The sequence below is a fragment of the Glycomyces sp. MUSA5-2 genome (assembly GCF_037034145.1).
Lineage (GTDB): Bacteria > Actinomycetota > Actinomycetes > Mycobacteriales > Micromonosporaceae > Glycomyces > Glycomyces artemisiae.
Window position 1 is genome coordinate 98,517 of record NZ_JBAGKG010000005.1, and the last position, 23,568, is coordinate 122,084.

Genomic DNA, 23,568 nt, shown 5'->3' on the forward strand with positions numbered 1-23,568 from the left:
CTAGAACGGGGACGGCATGGGGGTCGCGGCGCGGGCGTTCGCGAGGGCGCGGGCCCACCAGTGGAGCTCGTCGAGGAGGGTCTTCGCGGCGGGTTCGGACTCGTCGAACTTGGTGAACTCGCCGCGCTCGTCGAAGTGCTGGTAGAACCGCGGGAACGCGATGGTGTTGCGGATCGTCATGGTGCGCAGCTCGGGGAAGATCTGCCGCAGGTGCTGGGCGGCGTTCTGGCCGCCGGTGACCTTGCCGCCGTAGGTGACCATGGCGACGGGCTTGGCGGCCCACTCGTTCATGTAGTAGTCGACGGCGTGCTTGAGGGCCGCGGGGATCGACATGTTGTACTCGCCGGAGACGACCACGAACGCGTCGGCGCGGTCGAGGCGCTCGGCGAGGGCGGCGACGTTCGCGGACGGGTCGCTCGGGGTGGACCACATGTCCTGTTCGGCGAGGTGCTGGGGCAGGTCGGCGTCGAGCAGGTCGATGAGGTCGACGTCGAACCCGCCGTGGCGCTCGGCGACGCCGGCGATCCAGTTCGCGGGGGCGGGGGCCCAGCGGCCCTCGCGGGTCGATCCGATGATGACGGCCAGGTTGAGCTTGTCGGTCATGGCGGTTCCTTCACTGTCGTGGTTCGGGACCGAAGCTATGGGCGGACCGACGTGGCCCACATCCGTCGACCGACTGGCCCGCGACTGGAACCGCACGTGACGGAAGGGGCCCTGCTGCTGAAGGACCGGGGGCATGCGGCCGGTCCGCGACCGGTGCGGGCCGGTCCGGGGTGACCGCGCCGTTTCCGGTCACGTGACGGATGCCCGGCCGGTCGGCCGGTCAATACGGTGGCCGCCATGACCACTGCAACGAAAGCGGCCCCGGAGGCCGCCGCCACCCGATGGGGGGCGATCCTCGCCGTCGGCTTCTCGCAGCTCGTCGTGGCGGGCGCCATGTCGAGCATCGCCGTCGCGCTGCCGCTCATCCGCACCGAGTTCGGGGTGTCCGAGGCCGCCACCGCGTGGGTGCTCCTCGCGTACGCGCTCCCGGTGGGGGCGGTCGCGATCGCCGCGGGCCGCCTCGCCGACCGCGCGGACCTGCGCGCGGTCGCGGTGTTCTCGATGGCCGCGCTCACCGTCGCCTCCGTTGCGGCGGCGCTCGCGCCGTCGTTCGGGCTGCTGCTGGCGGCCCGCGCGGTCGGCGGGCTCCTCGGGGGGCTGCTGTTCGGGATGACCGGCCGGATCGTCGTCACCTCGTCCTCGCCGGAGCACCGCGGCCGGGCGATGTCGGCGATCGCGCTGATGATGACGGTGGGCGGCATGGGGATGGTCGGCGCGGGCGGGTTCGTCGTGGCCGCGTTCGACTGGCAGGGCCTGTTCTGGGTGTTCGCGGTCATGGGCGCGGCGGCGGTCGCCGCGGTCGCGGTCGCGGTGCCCTCCAACGGGACCGGCCTGCCGCGCCCGGACCGGGCGCTCCTGGTCGACACGGTGACTTCGGGCGGCGCGATCGCGTCGTTCCTGCTCGCGTTCGAATACGTGGACACGGCGCCGTGGATCGCGCTGGGGGCCTTCGCGATCAGCGTCGTCCTCGCGGCGGCGTGGGTGCGCCAGCCGTCGTCGGCGGCGACGGTGGGGCTGCTGCGGTCGCCGCAGCTGGGCGGGGCGCTGCTGAGCCTCACGCTCCTGTCGGGGGTGACGGGCCTGCTCAACTTCAGCCTCCCGTACCTGCTCACCGACGTGCAGGGCGCGCGCCCGGAGCTCGTGTCGACGGTGATGCTCGCGTTCATCGGCGGGGTCGCCGCCATGACGCCCGTCGCGGGCTGGCTCGCCGACCGGTTCGGCCCCGGCCGGGTGTCGCTCGTCGGCGCGGTCCTGGTCGTGGCCGCGATCGTGCCGCTCATCCTCGTCGGCGAGGACTCCGGGCTCGTGGGCCTCGGCTCGCGGATCGGCCTGCTGGGCTTGGCGTACGGCGTGTTCAACAGCCCGATGAACACGTACCTGCTGGCGTCGGCCCCGCCCGAGCAGTCCGGGACTGCGGGCGCGTTCATGGCGACGACCCGCACGATCGGGTCCTCGCTCGGCCCGGTCCTGGCCGCCCTCGCCTGGGGCCTCGGCGCCACGGCCGTGGACGGCTACCGCCTCTCGGCGTGGGTGGTCGCGGCGATGCTCGTCGCGGGCGCCGCGCTCCAGGCCACCACGAAGCCGTGGCGGACCCCGAGGGCCGCTTAGAGGTCGAGCTTGGCGAGCTCCGTGCGCGAGGAGACGCCGAGCTTCGGGTACGCGTTGTACAGGTGGTAGCCCACCGTCCGGGGGCTGACGAACAGCTGCTCGCCGATCTGGCGGTTCGTCAGCCCGTCGGCGGCGAGGCGCACCACCTGGAGCTCCTGCGGCGTCAGCAGTTCGGCGAGGTCGGGCTTGGCCTCGACGGCGGTCGAGTCGCCCGCGGCGCGCAGCTCGCCCTGGGCCCGCTGGGTCCAGGGGGCGGCGCCGAGGCGCTCGAAGACCTCCGTGGCCTCGCGCAGGTGCGCCCTCGCCTCGTTGATCCGCCGGACCCGGCGCAGCCACTCGCCGTAGACGAGCTCGGTGCGGGCCCGCTCGAACGGGTCGATGTCGTCGGCGCGGTGCAGCTCCACGGCCCGCGCGAAGTGCGTCCCGGCCTCCGCCTCGGTCGCCATGAGCGCCCGGCAGCGCTCCACGAGCGCCTCCCAGTAGGAGCGGCCCGTCGCGTCGGCCCAGTCGGCGAACCAGTCGAACGCCTCCTTGACCTCGGCGAGCCGCCCGGCCCGGAACGCGGCCTCCACGAGCGTCGGGACCTGCGTGAGCACCTCCATGGGCGTGACGCCCTCGGCGATGCGCAGCAGCCGGTCGAACGCCGCCTCGTACCGGCCGAGCCCCAGCTCCATCAGGCCCAGCGCCGTGTCGGCGGGGACCACCGAGTCGTCCGGGGCGTCCTGGATCGCGGCGGCCACGAGCTCGCGGCAGCGCCGCTCCTCGCCGCGGATCGCGGCGATCGGCAGCAGCACCCAGATGCGGGCCTGCATGAGGACGCGGCGGTCGTTCTGCTCGTGCGCCAGCTCGATCGCGCTCGACGCGGCCGCCTGCGCGTCCGCGTACCGCCCGTAGTGGAGCTGCGTCTGGGCCTGCACCAGCAGCGCGCACACCAAGGGGCTCAACGCGCCCCGCTCGCGGCAGTCGCGGACCTGCTCGGCCGCGGCCTGGTACGCGGCGTGCACGTCCCCGGCGAGGAGCCGCCAGCGCGCGGCGAGGACCTGGTCGTAGGCCTTGAAGTCCTCGTGCAGCGGCTGGTAGTAGTCGTAGAGGGACCGCAGCGCGTCGACCGCTTCGCCCGCTGTGTCGCCGGGCTGGCGGTTGAGCCCGGCGGCGGCGCGGGCGAGGCGCCTCGTCCAGGCGTTGTTGGTGCCGCCGTACTTCGACGCGAGGCCCGACGCGTACTTCACCTTCGCGAAGTCCCCGGTCTCCCAGGCGTTCCAGACGCCGCGCAGCAGCGGGTAGCCGGTGTTCTCGTGGCCGGTGGCCGCGTAGTGCTCGGCCGACTCCATCCACACGTCGAAGCCCTTGGAGTGGCCGGCCCAGGACAGGATCGTCGCCCGGATGAGGGCCGCGCGGGCGAGGAGCACGTGGTCGTCGGTGAGCCGCTCGGCGGCCTCGGCAAGCTCGACGGCCTTGCCGGTCATGCCCGCGGCGTAGGCGCACTGGGCGGCCTCGACGAGACGCCGGCCCCGGCGGCACGGGTCGGGCGTGAAGCTCGCAGCCCGTTCGAGCGCCGCCATCTCGGCGACGCAGCCGCCGCGCTCGGCCTCGTACGACGCGATCGCTTCGAGGGCCGCGGCGGCCTTCTCGTCCAGGCCCGTGGTCGCGGCGGCCAGGTGGCGGGCGGCGCGGATGTCACCGTCGCCGAACGCCTCCGACAGGGCCCGGTGGGCCTCGATGCGGCGGGCCCGCGGCGCCGAGTGGTAGGCGGTGGACCGGATCAGGGGGTGGACGAACTCGATGCGGCCCCGGTGGTACCGCAGCAGATCATCCACTTCGGCCGGTTCAAGGTCGGCGAGGCTGGAGCCCATGCGGGCCGCGGCCTCGGCGATCACCGCGGTCTCGCCGGTCTCCTCAGCCGCCGCGAGCAGCATGATCGTGCGCGTGCGGTCCGGGAGCGCGATGATGCGCTCGGTGAACGCCTGCTTGATTCGCGACGTGGTGGAGTACCGGCTGTTCGAGGTGTCGGCGCGCAGCAGCGACTCCTCGTTGTCGGCGGCCGGCAGCTCCAGGAGCGCCAGGGGGTTCCCCTCGGCCATCCGCAGGATCCAGTCGCGGCTGGTGAACGGGATCTCGTCGGCCCGCATGTCCAGGATCGCCTGCGACGCGGGCAGGTCCAGCGGCCCCAGCGTCAGCTCCGGGATGCCGGGCGCCGGGAAGTCCGGCGCGAACCCGTCCCGCACGACCAGGACCATCCCGATCGACTCGGTCGAGAGGCGCCGGGCGGCGAACAGGAGCGCGTTCGTGGAGTCGCGGTCCAGCCAGTGCGCGTCGTCGATGACCACGTACACCGGCTGCTTCGCGGAGGCGTCCACAAGGAGGTTCAGCAGCGCCAGCCCCACCTGCAGCGAGTGCGCCCGGCCCGCGCCGTCGGCCATGCCGAGGGCCGTGCGCAGCGCGTCGGCCTGCGCCGCGGGCAGCCGGTCGAGGCGGTGCAGCAGCGGGTGCAGCAGCATCTGGAGCCCCGCGTACGACCACGTGTGCTCGGCCTCCACGCCCAGGGTGCGCAGGACCGTGAAGCCCTCGGCGCGGGGGATGACGGCGTCGACGATCGCCGACTTGCCGATGCCCGGCTCGCCGCGGACGACGAGCGCGCCGCCGTGGCCCACCCGGGCGCCGTCCAGGAGCGCCTGGATCGAGTCGAGCTCCCGGTCGCGGCCGTACAGGACGGCGCGGAGCGCGGGCGCGGGCGATTCGCCGTACGCCTGGGCCGCAGGGCCCTCGCGCAGGGACTGCGGTGCGGGGCCGTATGCAGGCGACAAGGCGACTCCATCCTCAGGACGACCGGGGACGCTTCCAGCGTATCCGCGCCCGAGCCCAGTCGCATCTGTCATTCGACTGGGGTGCCCGGCCGCCCGGGGGACCGGGTCCGCGGACCGGTCGCCGGGCCCGGTCGATCGACTGGGGCGCAATCATTCCCGCGCGCCTACGGTCGAGCCATGACCGCATCCATGGAGACCCGGAAGGCGCCTGCCGGCCGCCGCCCCGCACCCCGGCGCTGGGCGACCGCGCTGTGGGCGGCGTACGCGCAGGCCGTCGCCTTCGGGTCGGGTGCGGTGACCGCGTTCCTCGCCGCCGACGCCGCCGCCGAGTTCCACGCGCCTTCGGGGACGCGGCTGTGGCCGCTGGGGGCGTTCGCGATCGGCTTCACGGTCACGGTGGGCCTGGTCCCGCGGACCGGCCCGCTCGGCCGGGCCCGCGCGGCCGGCGGCATCGGCGCCGGCGCCCTCGCCCTGTTGGCACTGGCGGCGGCGCTGGCGCCGGGCTTCGCGTTCGCGGTGGCGGCGTGCGGCCTGCTGGGGGTCGCCTCGGGCGCGGTGGTCGCGGTGTCGGGGCGGGTGCTCGCGGCGGCGGAGGTCGGGGACGGCTCCGCGTCAGTGGGCCTGTCGGCGGCGGCGCTCCTGGCGGGGATCGCGGCGGGGGTCCTGTCCCTGCTGGCGCTGCCCCTGTACGGGTGGCGCGGCGTGTTCGGGCTGCTCGTGGTCGCGGCGGTGCTCGCGGCCTGGAAGTTCGCCGAGCATGTGCCGAACGACACCTAGCGTTAGCGAAATGTGACGTGAGGTTCGCCCGAGTTGCGTGTTGGCTTTGAGGTTCGAATGTCACGATGATGACGTCCGGGTATTCGGAGGTTTTACCCGGCACGCGGGCACCGGCCGTCCTGTGGCGGTGTCCGGAAGAAGGCCCCGGGGAGGTTCGAGACCCCGGGGCCTTCGCTCTGCCCTAGAGCCCCTTGGGCTGTGCCGCTTACAGCCCTTCGGGCCGCGGCGAGAGCCTGGTGCGCGGGCCGGCGCGGAGGACGCCCGATTCGAGGGGGCGGCCGACGATCTCCTGGGCGAGCTCGGCGGTGCCGATGAGGGCGTCGAGGTCGACGCCGGTGTCGACGCCCATGTCGTGGAGCATGTGGACGACCTCCTCGGTGGCGACGTTCCCGCTGGCGCCGGGCGCGAACGGGCAGCCGCCGATGCCGCCGACGCTCGCGTCGAACTCGGTGACGCCCCGGTCGAGGGCCGTCAGCAGGTTCGCGAGCGCGGTGCCGCGGGTGTCGTGGAAGTGCATGAGCATCGGCAGGCCGGTGTCGACGGCGTCGAGGAGGTCGGTGACGCGCCGCGGCGTGCCCATCCCGGTGGTGTCGCCGAACGCGATGCGCCCGGCGCCCGCGGCCTCGGCGGCCTCGACGATCCGGGCCACCTGCGCCGGGTCGATGTCGCCTTCGAAGGGGCAGCCGAAGCTCGTGGCGATGATGACCTCGACGGCCGCGAGGTGCTCCTTCGCGAGCGCGCAGATGTCCGGCAGCTCCGCGAGCGACTCGGCCACCGTGCGCCCGACGTTCGCGCGGTTGTGCGTCTCGGAGGCCGAGACGACGACCTCGACGGCGGTGAACCCGGCGTCCAGGGCCCGCTCGACGCCGCGCCGGTTCGGGGCGAGCGCGGAGTAGCGGATGCCGGGGTGCTTCTCGACCGCGGCCCACACGTCGGCGGCGTCGGCCATCTGCGGGACCGCCTTGGGGCTGACGAAGCTCACGGCCTCGATGCGGGAGAGGCCGGTGCGGGCGAGCGCGTCGATGAGGCGGATCTTGTCGGCGGTGGGCACCGGCGGCTCGTTCTGGAGGCCGTCGCGCGGGGCGACCTCCCTGAGCGTGACCCGTTCGGGCTGGTGCATGCCGCCTCCGTCCGTCGTTGGACCCGATACCCGCCCATGCTATCCCGCAGGGCGGGACGTCAGCCCGGGTCGAGCGCGCGCAGGGCCGCGGCGCGCAGGAGCGCGGCGGTCTCGTCGGCGGAGACCTCCTGGCCGAGCGAGAGGTACGGCGTGGAGTTCATGAGGCCGAACGCGCCGTGCGCGAGGACGCGCGCCTGCTCGGGCTTGAGGCCCTCGCGCAGGCGGCACAGGACCCCCACCCACTCCTCGACGTACACGCGCTGGAGCTTGCGGACCTCGCGGCGCGGCTCCTCGGGGAGCCGGTCGAGCTCGTGGAGGTGGAGGATGACGATCTCGGGCGAGTCGATGACGACTTCGAGGTGGAAGTCGACGAGCGCTTCGAGCGCGGCCTGCGGGTCCTCGGAGTGCACGGACGCCCAGTGGCGCCCGCCCGCGAGGAGCCGCTCGGAGACGGGGATGAGGGCGTCGGCGAGCATCTGCTCCTTGCCGCCCTTGAAGTGGTGGTAGAGGGCCGGGCCGGTGATGGACGCGGCGGCGCCGATGTCGTCCATCGACACGCCGTGGTAGCCGTGCTTGGCCAGCAGCTTGACCGCGACGTCGAGGATCTCGCGGCGGCGCTTGGACCCGCCCCGTCCCCCTGCTGTTTGCGTTTCCACCCAGATGAGGTTACTCGGGCGTAGTCCTGCGAGCACGGAGCAAAAGCCCACTTTCATCGGGATGCGGGCCCCGGAACGCGGACCGGCCGCACCCCCCGTGCTCGGGATGCGGCCGATCGTGGAGCAGCGTGTCGAGCTGCGTTCATGTCGCGGTGCGGGAGACCGGACACATGGACTCCCGTCGCGGACGTCAGCGGGTGCTCGGGTCCGAGGGCCCGCCCCGGCCCGTCGCGCCGGGTTCGCCCATCGTGGGCGCCGCGGGCGCGCCGGTCGGCGGCATCGGCTCCTGCACCTGCGTGTTCGCCTCGGCGCCGTAGCGCTCCGAGGAGTACGTGGTCGACATTGAGGCGGTCGCGTCGTGCGTGCGCGGCGACTGCATGTCGTCCTTCATGCGCGAGGCCTCGGTCTCGGCGCTGGAGAGCATCCGCTCCCAGCGCTCGCGCATCGGCGCGATGAGGCCGCCGCCGACGCCGACGATGGTCACGCCCGCGACGATCGACAGGACGGTCCACAGGATCGGCGTGGTCACCGTCGTGGCGATGCCGACCTGGCCGAGCGCGGCCACGGCGCCGAAGAAGATGATGGCGACCTGGCAGATCCGCGCCACGGTCCGCCCGTAGCTGGTGTTCTCCAGGGTCCCGTCGACGAGCTTGAACACCGCGTTGGCGACCGCGAAGGCGACCACGACGATGACGAGCGCGACGAACAGCAGCGGCAGCCAGCCCACGATCTGGTTGAGCAGGGTCGACACCGGGTTGTTCCCGAACGCCCCGAACGCCAGTTGCAGCGTGAACAGCAGCAGCATGTAGTAGACGACCCGGCCGAGCAGGTCGCTCAGCTCGAACTTGCCGGTGAAGCGGCGCAGCCCCGAGCGTTCGCCGACCCTGTCGAGGCCGACCCGGTTGAGCAGTTTCCCGACGAGGCGGCCGATCCATTTCGAGATGAACCAGCCGACGACGAGGATGGCGATGAAGGCGAGCGCCCGCGGCAGGAACGCGATGACGCTGTCCATCATGTTCTGGAAGCTCTGCGTGAAGTTCATACCCCGACCGTAGGCCGGATAGCACCCGTATTCAGGAGTTTCGCTCGATTGGCACCCGGAGTGCGCGGTCAGGGCCTACGTGGGCCAGGTGCGCCAGTGCATCCACGACTTGGACGGGGTGGGGCCGCGCTGGTCCTGGTAGCGGGAGAAGTTCGCGCCCTGCCCGTAGGGCTTCTCGGCGGGGCTGGAGAGCCCGAACAGGCACAGCTGCCCGATCTTCATGCCCGGCCACAGCGTGATGGGCAGGTTCGCGACGTTCGAGAGCTCCAGGGTGACGTGCCCCGAGAAGCCCGGGTCGATGAACCCGGCGGTGGAGTGGGTGAGCAGGCCGAGGCGCCCGAGGCTGGACTTGCCTTCGAGGCGGGCGGCGAGGTCGTCGGGGAGGGAGATGACCTCCAGGGTCGAGGCGAGCACGAACTCGCTCGGGTGGAGCACGAACGGCTCGTCGTCGGCGACCTCCACGGGCGAGGTCAGCTCGTCCTGCTGCCGGGAGGGGTCGATGTGCGTGTACTTCTGGTTGTTGAACACCCGGAAGCGGCGGTCGAGGCGCACGTCGATGCTGGAGGGCTGCACGAGCACCTCGTCGAACGGGTCGATGCCGAGGCGGCCCGACTTGACGGCATCGAGGATGTCGCGATCGCTAAGCAGCATGCGACCAGGCTAGTGGCCGCACCCCCCGCAGGTCAGCCGCCCCCGCCGGGGATGGCGTACCCGACCGTGCCGAGGTCGGTGAACTCCCAGCCCTCGGGCACGAGGTCGGCGCACTGGTCGAGGTCCTCGGCGCACACGATCGCGTCCACCGAGTCCGGCTCGGGCGGGTCCTGGCCGGGGACGACCGATTCGAGCGCCACGATCTCGGTGCCCTCGGGCAGGAGGATCCACCACGGGTACTCCCACGAGTCGTTGCCCTGCACGATCCCCACGGTCTCCGGGCCCGTCGCGGCGACCGCGTCGGCGGCGGCCTCGTACTGGGGGAGCCATTCGAGGCGGCGCACGAACCGCTCCTCCATGTCGGTGAGGCTGAAGACCGACCACGCGCCGGTGAGGCGCCGCGGGTACCCGTACGCCACCGTCAGCAGCCCGGCGACGGACGCGAGGGACGCGACGACGGCGATGAGGGCGACGGCGGCGCGGCGGCGGCGCTTGTCGCCGACCGTGCGGGCCACGCCCTTGACCATGGCGGCGGCGAGGAGCCCGGCCGCGGGCGCGGCGAGCACGATGAGGAAGACGACGAGGCGGTTGACCCACGGCTGCCAGGACACGGTGCAGGCGACGCCGATGAAGGCCACGGCGAGCGCGGCGGCGTAGGCGCGGCGCAGCCGCGGGCCCTTGACGGCGAACCACACGAGCCCGGCGAGGGACGCGAGGCCGGTGAGCGGGAACGCCGCGCGGTCCTCGTCGGGGTACCACGCGGGGACCGGGAACTGACTGGTGCCGAACGTGATCCGCGGGTCGTTGACATCGACGCCGAGGAGGTTCGCGAGGCCGTTGATCGCGCCCGCCGTCGCGTCGGAGAGGAAGAACAGCGGCGTGTCCAGGCCGGTCTGGGCGATCCGGAGCGCGTTGACGAGGAGCAGCCGCGGGTCGGCGGTCTGCACTCCGATGGACTCGCGGAGCATCGGCGGCCCGAGGGGGCTTCCGAACGCCTCCTGCATGCGCCACAGGAACGGCCCGGCGACGGCGAACCCGAGCGCGATGACGGCGAGGGAGGCGAGGACGGTGCGGCCGCGGGAGGTCCACGCGCGGGAAGCGTCGGCGCGCGAGCAGCGGCCGGGGCTGCGCCCGCACAGGCACGGGCGGCGGCGGTGCCCGTCGCGCACGAGCCGCCCGATCCCCCAGATGAGGAGGAGCGGCGCGGCGGCGAGGAGCCCGGTGGTCTTGGTGACGGCGATGAGCCCGAGCGCGAGCCCCAGATAGAGGGCGTCCGGGGCGGGCGCGGCGGCGCGCAGGGCGCTCCCGTCGGCGTCCCCGGGGCGCGTGAACTCGTCGAGGACCACGGTCGCCAGCGCCGCGACCCACGCGGCGGCGACCAGGTCGACCTGGGTGCTGGTGGCCTGGAGCAGCACCTCGGGGGTGGTGGCGAGGACGAACACGGTGGCGAGCTGCGCGGTCGGGCCGCCGCCGAGCTGCGCGGTGATCCGCGAGGCGGCGAGGACCGCGCCGACCCCGGCGAGGTACTGGAGGAGGTTGTACGCGCTGTCGCCGCCGGAGAGGAGCCGCAGGTGCGCGAGAAGGTACTCGGCGCCGGGACCGAGGTCCACTTGGCGGTGGATCCCGGTGGGGTACACGGCGACCGACGCGTTCTGCACCCAGTGCTCGATGCGCGGCAGGTGGTAGGTCTGCGAGTCGAAGTTGTTGGGGGAGGACGCGATCGCGAGGACCGCGGCGCTGATGGCGAGGATCGCGACGACGCAGCCGAGGGCCCACTGCCAGGCGGGGGCCGCGGCGGCGGCGCGCTTGGTGCGCCGCCAGGTGCGGCGGGTGGCGCCGCGGCGGGACCGCAGCTCCTCCTTGAGGACGTCGAGGGACTGGCCCCGCCCGCCGTCGACGTCCCTGACGCAGCGGACGACGACCGCGGCGGCGATGGCCGCGGTCGCGCCGATCCACGCGGCCAGCACGGTGGCCGGCGTGAGCGCGTGCCCCACGGATGCGGCCTCGACGACCGCGATCGCGAAGGCGCCCAGCAGGAGCGCCGCCCGGATCACCGCCAGGCGGGCCGGGGCGAGCACGGCCCCGTCGCGGGGGCGGAGGGCGTAGGCGAGCGCCGGAAGCAGGGCGAGGAGCCACAGGACGAGCAGCACCGCTCCATTCAACACGACCGGTCCGGCGGATGCCGCTCTGGCGGCAGCGCGTTATGGTTGTGCAATCGTGTTCGGACACGAGGGGATGGAGCAGCAAGATGCTGTTGTCGGTACTCGTCCCGGTTTTCAATGAGGAACGCCTCGCCGCCGGGACGCTGAAAGAGCTGCTCGCGGTGGACTTCCCCTGCGAGACCGAGATCGTCGTCGTCGACGACGGCTCCAGGGACCGCTCCTGGGAAGTGCTCCAGTCCTTCGAGGACAATGCCCGGGTCAAGCTGATCCGCCACGACCGCAACAAGGGCAAGGGCGCGGCCATCCGCACCGCCGCGAAGGCGGCCGCGGGCCAGAACATCGTGGTGTTCGACGCCGACGGCGAGTACGACGCCTCGGACCTCCCCCGCCTCCTCGCGCCGGTCCTCGAAGGCAGGGCCGAGGTCGTGTACGGTTCGCGGTCCTTCGGGTCCCATTCGGCGTATTCGTTCTGGTACGTCATGGGCAACAAGGGGATCACCCTCGCCGCGAACATCCTCTTCAACTCGTACATCTCGGACCTGGAGACCTGCTACAAGCTCCTGCCGCGCGAGATGTACCTGGACCTGAACATCCGCTCCGGCGGCTTCGGCATGGAGGCCGAGCTGACCGCGAAGCTCCTCAAGCGCGGCATCCGCCCCTACGAGGTCCCGATCTCGTACACGGCGCGCAGCCGCGAGGAGGGCAAGAAGATCACCTGGACCGACGGCGTCCAGGCCCTGTGGCTCCTCGGCCGCGAACGCGTCCGCCGCTCCGGCCGCCCCGGCATCGGCCGCTAGCTACTCCGGCGCTTCCAAGAGCACGACGTCCAGTCGGCGGGGGCCGTGCACGCCCTCGACGCGCTGGAGCTCGATGTCGCTGGTCGCCGACGGCCCCGAGATCCACGTCTGCGGCGCGGTCGGGTCCAGCCGCGGCAGCGCCTCCGCGAGGTGCCCCCGGATCTGGTCCCGGCGCACCACGACCACGTGGTGGTCGGGCACGAGCGTGAGCGCCCGGCGGCCCTGGGCCGCCCCGGCGTCGAGCATGATCGTCCCCGAGACCGCAACGGCCGCAGCGCAACCGGTGAGCACGGCGTCGACGCCGTCGAGCTCCTCTGTCGTCAGGCCGCGGTCCTCGACGAACTCGGCCGAGCCGCGCCGCCACTCCGCGGGCAGGTCCGCGGGGACCGCGACGCGCACGGCCCCGCCGAGCGCCTCGGTGATCGCGTCGAGACCGTGGTGCACGTTCGCCTTGTAGTCCACGAGCCGGTCGATGAGCATCGCGACCACGTCGACCTCGGCGTCCAGGCTGCGCCGGTACTCGCGCGGCACGGGCGGCGCCTCCGAAGCGCCCTCCAGCGCGCGGCGCATCCGCGCCAGGATCTCGTCTCTGGCGCTCACCGGTCGCGCTCCTTCCACCAGTCCCGGAAGGACTCCTTCGGCGGCACCGGCAGGTCCCGGCTCACCGTCCACTTCGATACGGGCCACGGCATCCGCCGCACGAACCCCTTGCGCCGCCACGGCATCGACCCGAGCCGGGCCGCCTTGAGCGCGGTCCGCCACAGGCGCGGGCGGGCCATGACCGCTTCCGCGGCGCCCATCGCGGCCTTCTCGGCGACCGGGTGCGGGCCCTGCTGGCGCAGGTGCACGAGCACTTCGGGGATGTTGATCTTCACGGGGCAGACCTCGTAGCAGGCCCCGCAGAGGCTTGAGGCGTACGGCAGGTCGTCGTGCTTCCCCGGCTCCAGCTGCGGGGCGAGGATCGCGCCGATCGGGCCGGGGTAGACGTGCCCGTAGGCGTGGCCGCCGGTCCGCTCGTACACCGGGCACACGTTCAGGCAGGCCGAGCAGCGGATGCACGAGAGCGCCTGGCGGCCGACCTCGTCGGCGAGGACCCCGGTGCGGCCGTTGTCGAGCAGGATGACGTGCACGTCCTGCGGGCCGTCGCCCTCGCGGACCCCGGTCCACACCGACGTGTACGGGTTCATGCGCTCCCCTGTGGACGAGCGCGGCAGCAGCTGCATGAACACTTCGAGGTCGCTGAAGCTCGGCAGCAGCTTCTCGATGCCGACGATGCTCACCAGCGTCCGCGGCATCGTCAGGCACATGCGGCCGTTGCCCTCCGACTCCACGACCACGAGCGACCCCGTCTCGGCCACCGCGAAGTTCGCACCCGAAACGGCCACAGTGGAGGAGAGGAACCGGCGCCGCAAGTGCAGCCGGGCGGCCTCGGCCAGCGCCGCCGGGTCGTCGGTCAACCCCGCTGGCGCGTCCCCCATCCTCTGTTCGAAGATGTCCCGGATCTGCGTGCGGTTGTAGTGGATCGCGGGCACCAGGATGTGGCTGGGCTTGTCCTCGGCGAGCTGCACGATGAGCTCGGCGAGGTCGGTCTCGAACGCCTTGAGCCCTTCGACCGCGAAATGCTCGTTGAGCTCGATCTCCTGCGTCGCCATGGACTTGACCTTGACGACCTCCTCGGCGCCCGCCTCGCGCACGATCCGCGCGGCGATCTCGTTGGCCTCCTTCGCGTCCCGCGCCCAGTGGACGGTGGCGCCCGCGGCGGTCGCGTTCTTTTCGAACTCGACGGCGAGTTCGGGGAGACGCCGCTGCACGTCGGCCTTCACGGCGGCCGCGGTGTCGCGCAGGCGCTCCCAGTCGTCGAGCTCCCCGGCGACCTTGGCGCGCTTGGCGCGGATGGTGCCGGTGGCGTGGGCGAGGTTGGCGCGCAGCTGCGGCATGCCGAGGGCGACCTTGGCGGCCTTGGGGAACGGCGCGTCGGCGGGGATGAGGGAGGCGGCGGGGACGATGTCGCTCATGCGGTGCTCGCGAGGATCTCGGCGTAGTGGATGGGCTTGGGCCCGCCGCTCCTTGAGATGCCGCCGCCGATGTGCGTCAGGCACGAGTTGTCTGCGGCCGCAAGGTATTCGGCGCCGGTGGCGGCCGCGTTGCGGCACTTGTCGGCGAGCATCGCGGAGGACACCTCCGAGTTCTTGAGGGCGAAGGTCCCGCCGAAGCCGCAGCACTGGTCGGCGGCGGGCAGGTCGACCAGGTCGATGCCGCCGACGGCCCGCAGGAGTCGCAGCGGCTTGTCGCCCAGGCCGAGCGCGCGGGTGCCGTGGCAGGTCGGGTGGTAGGTGACCGAGTGGGGGAAGTGCGCGCCGACGTCCTCGACCCCGGCGACGTCGACGAGGAACTCCGCCAGCTCGTGGACGCGCTGCCCGATGTCCGAGCCGGTGAGGTGCGGGTACTGGTCGCGGGCCATGGCGGCGCAGGAGCCGGAGGGGGTGACGATCGCGTCGTAGCCGCCGAAGACCTCGTCGAAGGACCGGGCGAGCCGGGCCGCGTCGTTCTTGTAGCCGGAGTTGGCGTGCATCTGGCCGCAGCAGGTCTGCGCGGCGGGGAAGTCGACCTCGTAGCCGAGCCGCTCCAGGATGCGCACGACCGCTTTCGGGGCTTCGGGGAAGAGGGCGTCGTTGACGCAGGTGATGAACAGCGCTACGCGCTTCATCGCGCGGTCACCTCTTCTCTTCGGCGCCGGGCCCGGCTCTCACTCCGGGACCGGCTGGTCGGCAGTCGTCATCGGTTCGCTTTGGCGCGCTTCGGGTTCGGCGCGGCGTCGGCTTCCGCCGCGGTGAAGGCGGCGGCGTGCCGCACTCTGGATCGCTCCAGGTGGCGGCGCATCGCCGCTTCTGCGGCAAGCGGTTGCTGAGCAATGATAGCCTCCGCGACCGCGAGGTGCTCGGCCTCGGTCTCGCCGATCGACTCGGGCTCCATGTACGCCCGGTGGAGGTGCAGGTGCGCGTCGAGCCGCCGGATCGCCTTGGCGAGGACGGGACTGCCGCTGCACTGCGCGACCGACGCGTGGAACTTCGCGTCCGCCTCGGTGAACGCCAGCTGGCTCAGCTTCGCGTCGGAGTGGTACTCGGGGGTGCGCGCCAGGGCGCGGAGCGCCTTTCCGTCGCCGACCATGTTGTGCGGGTTCGCGACGCGCTCCGCCGCCCGGCTCGCGGCGAGCGGCTCCATGAGCAGCCGCAGGTCGAACAGGTCGTTGAACTCCTCGGTCGTGAGCAGCGGCGTCACCGAGTACCCGCTCAGCGGCCGCCGCTCGACCAGCCCCTCGGCCTCCAGACGGGCCAGGGCCTCGCGGAGCGGGGTCTGCGAGATCGCCATCTGCCTTGCGAGACCGTCGATGCTGAGCTTCGCCCCCGGCGGCAGGACGCTCTGCATGATGCGCGAGTTCAACTCGTCGTAGGTCTTGTCGGCGAGCGTCTGCCGCTGCGGTCGCACCTGTACTTCTCCCATAATCGTAGATCCTATAGGATATAGGGGACACCTCGCGGATACGCGCCGCAGCATCACCCCGACGCGAATCCGATATCCTATAGGATATGCGATTTGGAGACCTCGTGAGCGCTCACCACTCCGCGCCGCCGGTTCGGCGGCTGGGTTCCACCGATGTCACCGTCACCGCCGTCGGCCTGGGCTGCGCCCCGCTCGGCGGTCTGTTCGCCCCGGTCGACCCCGCGGTCGCGACCGCCACCGTCGACGCCGCCTGGGAGGGCGGGATCCGCCACTTCGACACCGCGCCCCACTACGGGGCCGGGCTCTCCGAGCAGCGCGTGGGCGCCGCGCTCGCGCCCCGGGACCGGGACGGGTACGCCCTCTCCACGAAGCTCGGCCGGGTCCTGGTCGACCACGAGGGCCAATGGGACCTGTGGGCCGAGCCGAACGGCAAGCGCGCCGAGTTCGACTTCTCCTATCGCGGCGCGTTCGCGTCCTACCGCTCCTCGCTCGAACGGCTCGGCTTGGGCCGCATCGACATCGGGCTCATCCACGACGCCGACGACCACCGCAAGGAGGCCGTCGAGGGCACCTACCGGGCGCTCGCCGAGCTGCGCGCGAGCGGCGAGGTCGGCGCGGTCGGCATCGGCATGAACTCGACCGACGCGGCCGCGGAGATCATCGAGGCGACCGAGCTCGACGTCGCGCTCATCGCCGGGCGGTACACGCTCCTCGACCAGTCGGCGCTCGACCGGCTCTACCCGCTGTGCCTCGACCGCGGCGTCTCCGTGATCGCCGCGGGGGTCTTCAACTCCGGCATCCTCGCCGACCCGAAACCCGGCGCCACGTTCAACTACGCCGCGGCCGACCCGCGCATGGTCGCGAAGGCCCAGGCCGTCGCCGGGATCTGCGACCGCCACGGCGTCCCGCTGCGGGCCGCCGCGCTCCAGTTCACGGCCGCCCACCCCGCCGTCGCGTCGATCCTCGTCGGCGCGCGCAACCCCTCAGAGGTCGACGACGCCCTCGCCATGTACGCCCATCCGATCCCCGGCGCGCTGTGGCACGACCTCAAGGCCGCCGGGCTCCTGGCCGAGGAGGCACCCGTCCCATGACGGCCCCGCTCGTCATCGATGCGCACCACCACGTCTGGACCGCCGACTACCCGTGGCTCGCGAGCAAACCCGAGTTCGCTCCGATCCGGCGCGACTACGGCGTCGCCGACCTGCGCGCCAACCTGAAGGCCGCCGGCGTCGACCGGACCGTCCTCGTCGAGGCCGGATGGGGGCACCCGTCCGAGACCGTCGAGTTCCTGCACCTCGCGGGCGCGGTCGAGGAGATCGCCGGCGTCGTCGGCCACATCGACCTGCTCGACCCCGCCTTGTCGAACACCCTGCTGCGGTACGACAACCACCCGCGCGCCCGGTACCTCGTCGGGCTCCGCGACCAGGTCCAGGAGCGCCCCGAAGCGGACTTCCTCGCAAAACCCGAGGCGATCCAGGCGCTCAAGACTCTCGCGCAGCACGTCCCCACCTTCGACCTCGTCGTCCGCGTCGACCAGCTCCCGGCCGCCGCCGAAGCCGCGGCGGCCGTCCCCGACCTGGTGTTCGTCCTCGACCACCTCGGCAAGCCGCAGGTGCGCGACGGCGACGCCGGGCTCCGCGCCTGGCGCGCGGCCGTGGCGCCGCTCGCCAAGCGCCCCAACGTGTCCGCGAAGCTCTCCGGCCTGGTCACCGAGGCCGACTGGCACCGGTGGACCCCCGCGGACCTGCGCCCGTTCGTGCAGACCGCGCTCGAACTGTTCGGCCCCGACCGGCTCATGTTCGGGTCCGACTGGCCCGTCTGCGAACTGGCCTCCACGTACACGCGGGTCAAGGACGCCCTCACCGAGGTCCTCGGCCGCACCGACCCCGACGTCTTCGGCGGCACCGCCGCCAAGGTCTACCAGCTAGGAGAGCAATGAAGTACCTGCGCATCGGACAGCCCGGCTACGAGACCCCCGTGGCGCTCCACGAGGGCAAGTACTACGACCTCTCCGGCCCCATCGGCGACATCGACGGCGAATTCCTGGCCCGCGGCGGCATCTCCACCGTGGCCGGGTTCCCGGAGATCGACGTCGCGGGGCGGCGGATCGCGCCGCCGATCGCGAAGCCGAACGCGATCGTGTGCATCGGCATGAACTACGCCGCGCACTGCGCCGAGTCCGGCGCCGAGCCCCCGGCCGAGCCCGTCGTGTTCTACAAGCACCCCAACACGATCGTGGGCGCGAACGACGACGTGCAGATCCCCCGCGGCTCGGTGAAGACCGACTGGGAGGTGGAGCTCGGCGTCGTCATCGGCAAGCCCGCGTCCTATCTGGAGTCCGAGGAGGCGGCGCTCGACGTCATCGCCGGGTTCGTCGTCGCCAACGACCTGTCCGAGCGCGAGTTCCAGATCGAGCGCTCCGGCGGCCAGTTCTCCAAGGGCAAGGCCTGCCCGACGTTCACGCCGCTGGGCCCGTGGCTCGTCACCCCCGACGAGATCGCGGACGTGCAGGGGCTCCGCCTGTGGTCCAAGGTGAACGGCGAGGCCCGCCAGGACTCGAACTCGAAGGACATGATCTTCTCGGTGGCCCGCATCATCCACCACATGTCGCAGTTCATGGCCTTCGACGCCGGAGACCTCCTCCTCACCGGCACCCCCGAGGGCGTCGCGCTCTCCGGCCGCTTCCCCTACCTCAAGGCCGGGGACGTCGTGGAGGTCGGCATCGAGGGCCTCGGCTCCACGAAGAACCCGACGGTGCAGGCGTGATCACGGCCGTGGACGTCGTGGACGTCCGCTTCCCCACGTCGCACAGCCTCGACGGCTCCGATGCGATGAACCCCGACCCGGACTACTCGGCCGCGTACGTGGTGCTCCACGCCGACGACGGCCGGGAGGGCCACGGGTTCACGTTCACGATCGGGCGCGGCAACGACCTGTGCTGCGCCGCGATCGAGACGCTCAGCGAGTACGTGGTGGGCACCGACGTCCACGGCCCCGCCGACCTCGGCGACCTGTACCGGCGGCTCACCCACGACTCGCAGATCCGTTGGCTCGGACCGGAGAAGGGCGTCATGCACCTCGCGGCCGCGGCCCTGGTGAACGCCGCTTGGGACCTCGCCTCCCGCCGCGCCGGGCTCCCGCTGTGGAAGTACCTGTCCTCCCTCACGCCGGAGGAGATCGTCGGCTGCGTCGACTGGCGGTACCTCTCCGACGCGCTCACCCCCGAAGCGGCCCTCGACCTCCTGCGCGCCGCCGAACCCGGCAAGGCCGAGCGGATCGCCGAGATCGAGGCGCACGGCTACCCCGCCTACACCACCTCCCCGGGCTGGCTCGGCTACGACGACGAGAAGGTCGTGGCGCTAGCCCGCGAAGCGGTCGCCCAGGGCTACAAGCAGATCAAGCTGAAAGTCGGCGCCGACCTTGACGACGACCGGCGCCGTTTCGCCGCGGCCCGCGCCGCCGTCGGGCCCGGCATCCGCATCGCGGTCGACGCGAACCAGCGCTGGGACGTCGACCAGGCCGTGGACTGGACGAAGGCCCTCGCCGAGTTCGACCCGTGGTGGATCGAGGAGCCCACGAGCCCCGACGACGTCCTCGGCCACGCCGCGATCCGCGAGCGCGTGGCGCCCATCAAGGTCGCCACCGGCGAGCACGTCCACAACCGGGTCATGTTCAAGCAGCTCCTGCAAGCGGGCGCGATCGACTTCCTCCAGATGGACGCCGCGCGGGTCGCCGGGGTCAACGAGAACCTCGCGATCCTCCTGCTCGCCAAGCACTTCGACGTGCCGGTGTGCCCGCACGCGGGCGGCGTGGGCCTGTGCGAGCTCGTCTGCCACCTCTCGATGTTCGACTACACCTCGGTGAGCGCCACCATGGAGGACCGGGTCATCGAGTACGTCGACCACCTCCACGAGCACTTCACCGCCCCCACGGTCATCCGGGACGGCCGCTACGCCGCCCCGGCCGCGCCGGGGTTCTCCGCAGAAATGAAATGGGAGAGCCTCCAGCGCTTCGCCTACCCGAACGGTCCTGAATGGAGAGAGCACGCATGAGCGGTTTCGAAGGACTCACCGTCGTGGTCACCGGCGGCGCCTCCGGCATCGGCGCGGCGGCCGCCGACGCCTTCGCCGAGCGCGGCGCGAACGTCGCCGTCCTCGACCTCAACGAGAGCCCGAAGCACTGGTCCCACCAGTGCGACGTCGCCGACGACAACCAGGTCCGCCTGGCCGTGGCCGCCGTCGCGGAGCGCTTCGGCCGCATCGACGTCCTCGTCAACAACGCCGGGATCGGCGCGGTCGGCACCGTCGAGGAGAACTCCGACAAGCAGTGGTTCCGCGTCCTCGACGTGAACCTCCTCGGCATGGTCCGCCTCTCGCGCGCCTGCCTCCCGCACCTGCGCGAGTCCCCCTCGCCCGCGATCGTGAACACCGCCTCGATCTGCGCCACCGCCGGACTCGTCAACCGCGCCCTCTACTCCGCGTCCAAGGGCGCCGTCCTGTCGCTCACCCTCGCGATGGCCGCCGACCATGTGGCCGAAGGCATCCGCGTCAACTGCGTCAACCCCGGCACCGCCGACACCCCGTGGGTCCAGCGCCTCCTCGACCAGGCCGACGACCCCGCCGGAGAGCGCGCCCGCCTCGAAGCCCGCCAGCCCACCGGCCGCCTCGTCTCAGCCGAAGAGGTCGCGAGCGCGATCGTCTACCTCGCCGACCCGGTCAACAAGGCCCTCACCGGCGCCAGCCTCGCCGTCGACGGCGGCACCCAGGGCCTGCGCATCGTCAAGGCCTGACACGACTTCACGGCGCCGCGGCGCGGGATACCCGCCGCGGCGCCCCGCTCCTGCGATGCTGCACGCATGACCGAGGACATGCTCACCGCGAAGATCGCCCACGGCTTCGACCACCTGGACGCCAACGGCGACGGACGCCTGGACCAGCACGACCACATCGAGCTCGGCCGCCGCACCGCCGCCGAACTCGGCCACACCCCGGGCTCCCCCGAGGAGTCCTGGATCGTCTCGGCGTACATGGACATCTGGAACGGCCTCCACCGCCCCCACCTCGCCGACGGCGTCGAGGCCATCGACAAGGCCACGTTCATCGCCTCCACCCGCACCCTCGCCGACGACCCGGCCGCCGCCGACGCCACCGTCGGCCACCTCGCCCGCACCTTCCACGCCATCGCCGACGCCGACGCCAGCGGCGACGTCGGGCCCGGCGAGTTCGCGGCGTTCTCCCGCGCCCACTTCCCGAACCTCCCGGCCGACGAGGTCGACAAGGCGTTCGCGCACCTCGACCGCGACGGCGACGGCACCCTCTCCATCGACGAGTTCGTGCGCGCCGTCGTCGAGTACTGGTCCAGCACCGACCCCGACGCGCCCGGCAACTGGTTCATGGGCCGCCCGGTCTACGAGCGCTGACCGGACGCTCCCGTTCCGGCCCGCACCGGGGCCGCCGATAGGGTGGAGGTATGGACGGTGCTTCATATCTGCGGTGCTTCCGGCGCGAGATGGACGCGTTCCGCACCTGCGTCGCCGAGGGCGACCTCGGCGCGCCCATCGCCTACCGCGAGGAGTTCGCCGAACCGGTCGACCTCGCCGGACTCGCACGCGCCGTAGGGCACTCGAACCTGTTCACCGCCGCGTGCGTGACCGAGTGGACCGGCGGCGACACGCCCCCCGACGGGGCGCCGCCGCTGGCCCCGCAGGACCGCGGCGAGCTCCTGCGGTGGCTCGAAGGCACCGCCGAACTCCTCGTCATGTCCCTCGACGTCGACCCCGAGACCCCCGCGTGGGGCCACTTCACGCCCCCGAACGCCGGGTACTGGCAGCGGTCCATCGCCGTCGAGACCATGCTCCACCGCTGGGACGCCCAGCAGACCGTCGACGTGCCCGCCCCCCTCGACCCGGCCCTCGCCGCCGCGGGCGTCTCCGAGGTCCTCGACGTCCTGGCGCCCAAGATGGTCGGCGTCGGCAAGGCCTGGCCCCCGGACGCGTGCGTCAAGTTCACCGCCTCCGACACCGGCGACTGGTGGATCTACGGCCCCGGCGACCCCGTCGCCGAGGTCACCGGCACCGCCGGGGAGCTCCTCCTCATGCTGTGGGGGCGCCTCACCAAGGACGACCCGGCCCTCGAATGGGACGGCGACCGGTCCGCGGCGCTCTCGGTCCTCAAGGGGCCGTTGACGTATTGACCGCCCCCGCGCGGAACCCGGCGAGCATCAGCTCGAACCAGCGGTCGCGCACCGCGGGCGGCTGGTCCACCGGCACGGTGATGAAGAACAGGTAGCAGTCCTCGATCCCCAGGTCGGGCCGCACGGTGCCCTCGGCCTTCGCCGCGTCCAGCAGCCGCGCCATCGCGGCCTCGCCGCGGCGGCGCTCCTCCGCCTCGTGGACGTCGGCGCCGAGCGAGCGGGCCGCGGCCTTCATCGCGAGGTTCCCCGCCGCGTCCTCCATGACGATCCGCGCGAACGCGGTGAACTCGGCGATGGCGCTGGCGCCCGCGTCGATCCGGTCGGCGGCGGCCTCCGCGGCGCTCGTCAACGCGCCGAAGCACTCCGCGAGGACGGCGACGACGAGGTCCTGCTTGGTGGGGAAGTGCCGGTAGAGGGTGCCGACGGCCACGCCGGCGTCCTCGGCGATGGCCTCCATCGGGACCTCGGGACCGCGGGCCATGATCTGGCGCGTCGCGGCCTCCATGATCCTCGCGCGGTTCCGTGCGGCGTCGGCGCGCAGCGGCCGCTGGTCCGGCATGCGGTCTCCTCTCCCCGCGGAGCATCATAGTCGGTCCTGCGGAGTTGCCATAACCTGAATCGTGCTTCATTATATGATGAAGCAAGGTTCATCTTACCGGAGCGAAGGGCTGGACCATGACGCACGACTGGAGCACCGCCGACATCCCCGACCAGTCCGGACGGGTCTACCTCGTCACGGGCGCGAACTCGGGGCTGGGCCTGGAGACCGCGCGGGCCGTGGCCCGCCGCGGGGCGCGGGTCGTCATGACGGTGCGGAACACCGCCGCGGGCGAGGCCGCGGCCGGGGCGATCCGCGACGACGTGCCGGGCGCGGACCTGGAGGTGCGCCGCCTCGACCTCGCCGACCTGGACTCGGTGCGCGCGTTCGCGGACGGCTTCGACTCCCCGCTCGACGTCCTCGTCAACAACGCGGGCATCATGGCGCCGCCGTTCTCGCTCAGCCCGCAGGGCCACGAGATCCAGTTCGCCACCAACCACCTCGGGCACTTCGCGCTCACCGGGCTCCTGCTCGACCGGCTCCAGGGCCCGGACCCGCGCGTGGTCACCGTCTCCTCGCTCGCGCACGGCCACGGCCGCATCCACTTCGACGACCCGGTCGGCGAGCGCCGCCGCAGCCCCGTCGCCTACTACTCGCAGTCGAAGCTCGCGAACCTCCTCTTCGGACTCGAACTCGACCGCCGCCTGCGCGCCGCGGGCAGCCCGGTCAAGAGCCTCATGGCCCACCCGGGGTTCTCCTCGACCGGCCTGCTTCGCAGCATGAACGCGCAGTGGCGCTTCATCGCGAACCTGCTCGTGCCGTTCACGACGCAGCCCCCGGCCGCGGGCGCCCTCCCGCAGCTGCGCGCCGCCACGGCCCCGGACGCCGAAGGCGGCCAGTACTTCGGCCCCGACGGCAGGAAGGAGCGCACCGGCGCACCGGTCCTCGTCCGCGCCGTGAAGGAGGCGTACGACACAGCGACGGCGTGCCGCCTGTGGACGGTCTCGGAGGAGCTGACGGGGGTCCGCTTCGGCCTCCCGGCGCCCGCGTGAGGTCCCGCCGCTACGCTGTCGGAACGTGACCGGTATCGCTGAGTATCGGTGCAGCTCATCGGTGT

Annotated in this window: 23 protein-coding genes; 11 read left to right on the forward strand and 12 right to left on the reverse strand. The window is 72.6% G+C overall.

The features are described from left to right. On the reverse strand, positions 1-603 hold the full coding sequence (locus tag WA640_RS16870) for an NADPH-dependent FMN reductase (protein ID WP_106362913.1): 603 nt from the start codon (positions 601-603) through the stop codon (positions 1-3). 237 nt (positions 604-840) lie between these two features. On the opposite strand from WA640_RS16870, the gene WA640_RS16875 reads away from it, so the two are divergent. Next, entirely contained in the window at positions 841-2,211 is a 1,371-nt protein-coding gene (locus WA640_RS16875) for an MFS transporter (RefSeq protein WP_146147980.1), read from the forward strand. Here the strand turns inward: WA640_RS16875 and WA640_RS16880 are convergent. Continuing rightward, complete coding sequence (locus WA640_RS16880; protein WP_335989078.1) at positions 2,208-5,015, reverse strand: helix-turn-helix transcriptional regulator; 2,808 nt, start codon at positions 5,013-5,015, stop codon at positions 2,208-2,210. The genes WA640_RS16875 and WA640_RS16880 overlap by 4 nt on opposite strands. A gap of 177 nt (positions 5,016-5,192) precedes the next feature. Between WA640_RS16880 and WA640_RS16885 the strand changes: the two genes are divergently transcribed. Continuing rightward, on the forward strand, positions 5,193-5,792 hold the full coding sequence (locus WA640_RS16885; RefSeq protein ID WP_335989079.1) for a hypothetical protein: 600 nt from the start codon (positions 5,193-5,195) through the stop codon (positions 5,790-5,792). A gap of 205 nt (positions 5,793-5,997) precedes the next feature. Here the strand turns inward: WA640_RS16885 and WA640_RS16890 are convergent, their stop codons facing one another. The 5 genes from WA640_RS16890 to WA640_RS16910 all read right to left on the reverse strand — a co-directional run bounded on the left by WA640_RS16890 (position 5,998) and on the right by WA640_RS16910 (position 11,411). Beyond that, positions 5,998-6,912, reverse strand: coding sequence for a hydroxymethylglutaryl-CoA lyase (locus WA640_RS16890; protein WP_335989080.1), 915 nt, complete (start codon positions 6,910-6,912; stop codon positions 5,998-6,000). 59 nt (positions 6,913-6,971) lie between these two features. Then, a complete protein-coding gene (locus tag WA640_RS16895; RefSeq protein ID WP_335989081.1) occupies positions 6,972-7,568 on the reverse strand; it encodes a TetR/AcrR family transcriptional regulator in 597 nt (198 codons plus the stop codon). A gap of 190 nt (positions 7,569-7,758) precedes the next feature. Continuing rightward, on the reverse strand, positions 7,759-8,610 hold the full coding sequence (locus WA640_RS16900; protein ID WP_335989082.1) for a mechanosensitive ion channel family protein: 852 nt from the start codon (positions 8,608-8,610) through the stop codon (positions 7,759-7,761). Positions 8,611-8,685: 75 nt separating this feature from the next. Further along, complete coding sequence (dcd, locus tag WA640_RS16905) at positions 8,686-9,261, reverse strand: dCTP deaminase (RefSeq protein WP_106362905.1); 576 nt, start codon at positions 9,259-9,261, stop codon at positions 8,686-8,688. A gap of 32 nt (positions 9,262-9,293) precedes the next feature. Continuing rightward, positions 9,294-11,411 (reverse strand): hypothetical protein, encoded by a 2,118-nt coding sequence (locus tag WA640_RS16910; RefSeq protein ID WP_335989085.1) that lies wholly within the window; start codon positions 11,409-11,411, stop codon positions 9,294-9,296. A 98-nt stretch (positions 11,412-11,509) separates the two neighbouring features. Between WA640_RS16910 and WA640_RS16915 the strand changes: the two genes are divergently transcribed. Further along, the gene (locus WA640_RS16915) at positions 11,510-12,220 is read left to right on the forward strand and encodes a glycosyltransferase family 2 protein (RefSeq protein WP_335989086.1); all 711 of its coding nucleotides are present in this window, start codon (positions 11,510-11,512) and stop codon (positions 12,218-12,220) included. Here WA640_RS16915 and WA640_RS16920 read toward each other — a convergent pair whose 3' ends face one another. The 4 genes from WA640_RS16920 to WA640_RS16935 form a co-directional block, all read right to left on the reverse strand. Further along, entirely contained in the window at positions 12,221-12,820 is a 600-nt protein-coding gene (locus WA640_RS16920; protein ID WP_335989088.1) for a LutC/YkgG family protein, read from the reverse strand. It lies immediately after the preceding gene. Beyond that, positions 12,817-14,235: a LutB/LldF family L-lactate oxidation iron-sulfur protein gene (locus tag WA640_RS16925; RefSeq protein ID WP_335989090.1), complete on the reverse strand. Its 1,419-nt coding sequence runs from the start codon at positions 14,233-14,235 to the stop codon at positions 12,817-12,819. Before WA640_RS16925 ends, WA640_RS16920 begins: the two co-directional genes overlap by 4 nt. Continuing rightward, positions 14,232-14,927 (reverse strand): (Fe-S)-binding protein, encoded by a 696-nt coding sequence (locus WA640_RS16930; RefSeq protein WP_335989091.1) that lies wholly within the window; start codon positions 14,925-14,927, stop codon positions 14,232-14,234. Before WA640_RS16930 ends, WA640_RS16925 begins: the two co-directional genes overlap by 4 nt. Positions 14,928-14,995: 68 nt before the next feature. After that, positions 14,996-15,721, reverse strand: a complete 726-nt coding sequence (locus WA640_RS16935; protein WP_335989093.1) for a GntR family transcriptional regulator — start codon at positions 15,719-15,721, stop codon at positions 14,996-14,998. A gap of 104 nt (positions 15,722-15,825) precedes the next feature. Here WA640_RS16935 and WA640_RS16940 point away from each other — a divergent pair, with 104 nt between their 5' ends. The 7 genes from WA640_RS16940 to WA640_RS16970 all read left to right on the forward strand — a co-directional run bounded on the left by WA640_RS16940 (position 15,826) and on the right by WA640_RS16970 (position 21,913). Continuing rightward, on the forward strand, positions 15,826-16,812 hold the full coding sequence (locus WA640_RS16940) for an aldo/keto reductase (RefSeq protein WP_335989094.1): 987 nt from the start codon (positions 15,826-15,828) through the stop codon (positions 16,810-16,812). Beyond that, positions 16,809-17,660, forward strand: coding sequence for an amidohydrolase family protein (locus WA640_RS16945; RefSeq protein WP_335989095.1), 852 nt, complete (start codon positions 16,809-16,811; stop codon positions 17,658-17,660). Before WA640_RS16940 ends, WA640_RS16945 begins: the two co-directional genes overlap by 4 nt. Next, positions 17,657-18,487: a fumarylacetoacetate hydrolase family protein gene (locus tag WA640_RS16950; RefSeq protein ID WP_335989096.1), complete on the forward strand. Its 831-nt coding sequence runs from the start codon at positions 17,657-17,659 to the stop codon at positions 18,485-18,487. The genes WA640_RS16945 and WA640_RS16950 overlap by 4 nt, the downstream gene beginning before the upstream one ends. Continuing rightward, the gene (locus WA640_RS16955) at positions 18,484-19,773 is read left to right on the forward strand and encodes an enolase C-terminal domain-like protein (protein ID WP_335989098.1); all 1,290 of its coding nucleotides are present in this window, start codon (positions 18,484-18,486) and stop codon (positions 19,771-19,773) included. Before WA640_RS16950 ends, WA640_RS16955 begins: the two co-directional genes overlap by 4 nt. Next, positions 19,770-20,510 (forward strand): SDR family NAD(P)-dependent oxidoreductase, encoded by a 741-nt coding sequence (locus WA640_RS16960; protein ID WP_106362896.1) that lies wholly within the window; start codon positions 19,770-19,772, stop codon positions 20,508-20,510. The genes WA640_RS16955 and WA640_RS16960 overlap by 4 nt, the downstream gene beginning before the upstream one ends. A gap of 66 nt (positions 20,511-20,576) precedes the next feature. Further along, positions 20,577-21,140 (forward strand): EF-hand domain-containing protein, encoded by a 564-nt coding sequence (locus tag WA640_RS16965; protein WP_335989100.1) that lies wholly within the window; start codon positions 20,577-20,579, stop codon positions 21,138-21,140. A gap of 50 nt (positions 21,141-21,190) precedes the next feature. After that, on the forward strand, positions 21,191-21,913 hold the full coding sequence (locus WA640_RS16970; protein ID WP_335989102.1) for a maleylpyruvate isomerase family mycothiol-dependent enzyme: 723 nt from the start codon (positions 21,191-21,193) through the stop codon (positions 21,911-21,913). On the opposite strand, the gene WA640_RS16975 is transcribed toward WA640_RS16970, so the two are convergent. Beyond that, the gene (locus WA640_RS16975; protein WP_335989103.1) at positions 21,891-22,472 is read right to left on the reverse strand and encodes a TetR/AcrR family transcriptional regulator; all 582 of its coding nucleotides are present in this window, start codon (positions 22,470-22,472) and stop codon (positions 21,891-21,893) included. The two genes, WA640_RS16970 and WA640_RS16975, sit on opposite strands and share 23 nt — an antisense overlap. 116 nt (positions 22,473-22,588) lie before the next feature. On the opposite strand from WA640_RS16975, the gene WA640_RS16980 reads away from it, so the two are divergent. Further along, entirely contained in the window at positions 22,589-23,503 is a 915-nt protein-coding gene (locus WA640_RS16980) for an oxidoreductase (RefSeq protein ID WP_335989104.1), read from the forward strand. The last annotated feature ends 65 nt before the right edge of the window (positions 23,504-23,568 follow it).

Excerpts from the sequence above, each read along its gene's own strand:
- WA640_RS16870 (WP_106362913.1), bottom strand. The coding sequence starts at position 603 with ATGACCGACAAGCTCAACCTGGCCGTCATCATCGGATCGACCCGCGAG.
- WA640_RS16875 (WP_146147980.1), top strand. The coding sequence starts at position 841 with ATGACCACTGCAACGAAAGCGGCCCCGGAGGCCGCCGCCACCCGATGG.
- WA640_RS16885 (WP_335989079.1), top strand. The coding sequence starts at position 5,193 with ATGACCGCATCCATGGAGACCCGGAAGGCGCCTGCCGGCCGCCGCCCC.
- WA640_RS16890 (WP_335989080.1), bottom strand. The coding sequence starts at position 6,912 with ATGCACCAGCCCGAACGGGTCACGCTCAGGGAGGTCGCCCCGCGCGAC.
- WA640_RS16900 (WP_335989082.1), bottom strand. The coding sequence starts at position 8,610 with ATGAACTTCACGCAGAGCTTCCAGAACATGATGGACAGCGTCATCGCG.
- dcd (WP_106362905.1), bottom strand. The coding sequence starts at position 9,261 with ATGCTGCTTAGCGATCGCGACATCCTCGATGCCGTCAAGTCGGGCCGC.
- WA640_RS16915 (WP_335989086.1), top strand. The coding sequence starts at position 11,510 with ATGCTGTTGTCGGTACTCGTCCCGGTTTTCAATGAGGAACGCCTCGCC.
- WA640_RS16925 (WP_335989090.1), bottom strand. The coding sequence starts at position 14,235 with ATGAGCGACATCGTCCCCGCCGCCTCCCTCATCCCCGCCGACGCGCCG.
- WA640_RS16930 (WP_335989091.1), bottom strand. The coding sequence starts at position 14,927 with ATGAAGCGCGTAGCGCTGTTCATCACCTGCGTCAACGACGCCCTCTTC.
- WA640_RS16935 (WP_335989093.1), bottom strand. The coding sequence starts at position 15,721 with ATGGGAGAAGTACAGGTGCGACCGCAGCGGCAGACGCTCGCCGACAAG.
- WA640_RS16945 (WP_335989095.1), top strand. The coding sequence starts at position 16,809 with ATGACGGCCCCGCTCGTCATCGATGCGCACCACCACGTCTGGACCGCC.
- WA640_RS16950 (WP_335989096.1), top strand. The coding sequence starts at position 17,657 with ATGAAGTACCTGCGCATCGGACAGCCCGGCTACGAGACCCCCGTGGCG.
- WA640_RS16960 (WP_106362896.1), top strand. The coding sequence starts at position 19,770 with ATGAGCGGTTTCGAAGGACTCACCGTCGTGGTCACCGGCGGCGCCTCC.
- WA640_RS16965 (WP_335989100.1), top strand. The coding sequence starts at position 20,577 with ATGACCGAGGACATGCTCACCGCGAAGATCGCCCACGGCTTCGACCAC.
- WA640_RS16970 (WP_335989102.1), top strand. The coding sequence starts at position 21,191 with ATGGACGGTGCTTCATATCTGCGGTGCTTCCGGCGCGAGATGGACGCG.
- WA640_RS16975 (WP_335989103.1), bottom strand. The coding sequence starts at position 22,472 with ATGCCGGACCAGCGGCCGCTGCGCGCCGACGCCGCACGGAACCGCGCG.
- WA640_RS16980 (WP_335989104.1), top strand. The coding sequence starts at position 22,589 with ATGACGCACGACTGGAGCACCGCCGACATCCCCGACCAGTCCGGACGG.